Here is a 1,708-nt window from a genome sequence, read left to right as displayed (position 1 = left end):
TTACTTTATTGTTTTCTAATTTATATTCCTGTTTTGATTCAGGGCATACTGCTATGTTATTTTCATCAAAGTTTAATTTGTGTCCATATTCGCTCACCCACCCTATTTGCTTTGCTGGATTTCCTACTACCAGTGCAAAATCAAGTACTTCTTTTGTCACTACTGCTCCTGCTCCAATAAATGCAAATTTTCCAATATCATTCCCACAAACTATAGTAGCGTTTGCACCAATAGATGCTCCTTTTCTTACAGTAGTTTTTGAATACTCACCTCTTCTGTTAACAGCACTTCTGGGGTTGATTACATTGGTAAAAACCATAGACGGTCCTAAAAAAACATCGTCTTCACAAATGACACCGGTATAAATGGAGACATTGTTTTGAACTTTTACATTGTCTCCTAAAACTACTTCCGGAGAAATAACAACGTTTTGACCAATATTGCATTTGTTGCCAATCACAGCTCCGGGCATAATGTGTGAAAAATGCCAGATTTTTACATCTTCTCCAATTGTACAGCCTTTATCAATAACTGCTGTCTCGTGTGCGAAATATTTCATTGGTTATTATTTATTGTTTTTAATGGCATATTCGCTTGTTCGCTTATTTGCGTATTCAAAACCCCACAAAAATCCAACACCACCTTATCCTGTGATATTTGGAGTTGTTTAAATTCTTTATGCGCCACCAAAAAAACAATGATGTCTGCCTTTTCAACAGCCTCTTTATAGTCGGTCAATTTAAACACTTTATGGCTTTTGATATTGGGCTCCACGATAAAGTAATCTTCATCACGAGAGTCTTGCAATACTTTTTGCACGATGTATTTGGCCGGGCTTTCGCGCAGGTCGTCAATATCGGGTTTAAAGGCCAACCCCATCAGGGCAATGGCGGGTTTTCGTCCGTGTTGTATTTGAAATTCCAGCTTGGCCACCTTGATTTGCTCTGCACACCAAAACGATTTGTAATTGTTGATTTCACGGGCCTTCCCAATCAATTGGCTTTCCATGGGGTAATCGGCCACGATGAAGTAAGGGTCCACAGCAATGCAGTGCCCCCCCACCCCACAACCGGGCTGCAGGATGTTTACCCTTGGGTGTTTGTTTGCCAGGCGTATGAGTTCCCAAACATTGATATCGGCTTTGGCACAAATCAAGGAGAGTTCGTTGGCAAAGGCAATCTGCACATCACGTGAGGAGTTTTCCACCAGTTTGCACATCTCGGCAGTGCGGGCATTGGTCTGGTGCAAGTCGCCTTTTACAAATTGACGGTAAAAGTGGGTTGCTTTTTGGGTTGCGGCTTCATCAAGTCCTCCAATCACGCGGTCGTTGTGTACCAATTCATACATCACGTTGCCGGGAAGCACGCGCTCCGGGCAGTAAGCAATGTGAACCTTGCCTTTAAGCTCCGGGCGGGCTTCATAAATAAGTGCCGCCATTTTTTCTGTGGTCCCTATGGGTGAAGTGGATTCAATGATGTATAAATCACCTGCTTTTAACAAGTGTATAATGCCTTTGGTAGCAGCTTCAACAAAGGAGATATCCGGTTCGTTTTTGGCTTTAAAAGGCGTGGGCACCACAATCAGGTAGGTGTCTGCTTCAACGGGCGTTGTTCCTGCTTTTAAGAACCCGTTGCTTACCGCCTTTGAAACAATACCATCCAGCTCCGGTTCCACAATATGGATTTTCCCTGCGTTGATGGTATCAACT

At 42.8% G+C, this 1,708-nt stretch carries 2 protein-coding genes; both read right to left on the bottom strand.

Translation table 11 applies throughout. The features are described from left to right. Positions 1 to 559, bottom strand: a 559-nt coding sequence (locus AC6F75_RS07095) for a DapH/DapD/GlmU-related protein (RefSeq protein WP_500714268.1), incomplete at its 3' end; no start/stop codon positions are given. Next, on the bottom strand, positions 556 to 1,708 hold a 1,153-nt coding region (wecC, locus tag AC6F75_RS07090; protein WP_500714267.1), incomplete at its 5' end, for a UDP-N-acetyl-D-mannosamine dehydrogenase. The genes AC6F75_RS07095 and wecC, both read right to left, overlap by 4 nt.

This window comes from Planktosalinus sp. (genome assembly GCF_059864935.1).
This window is presented reverse-complemented; position numbering and strand designations above follow the sequence as displayed.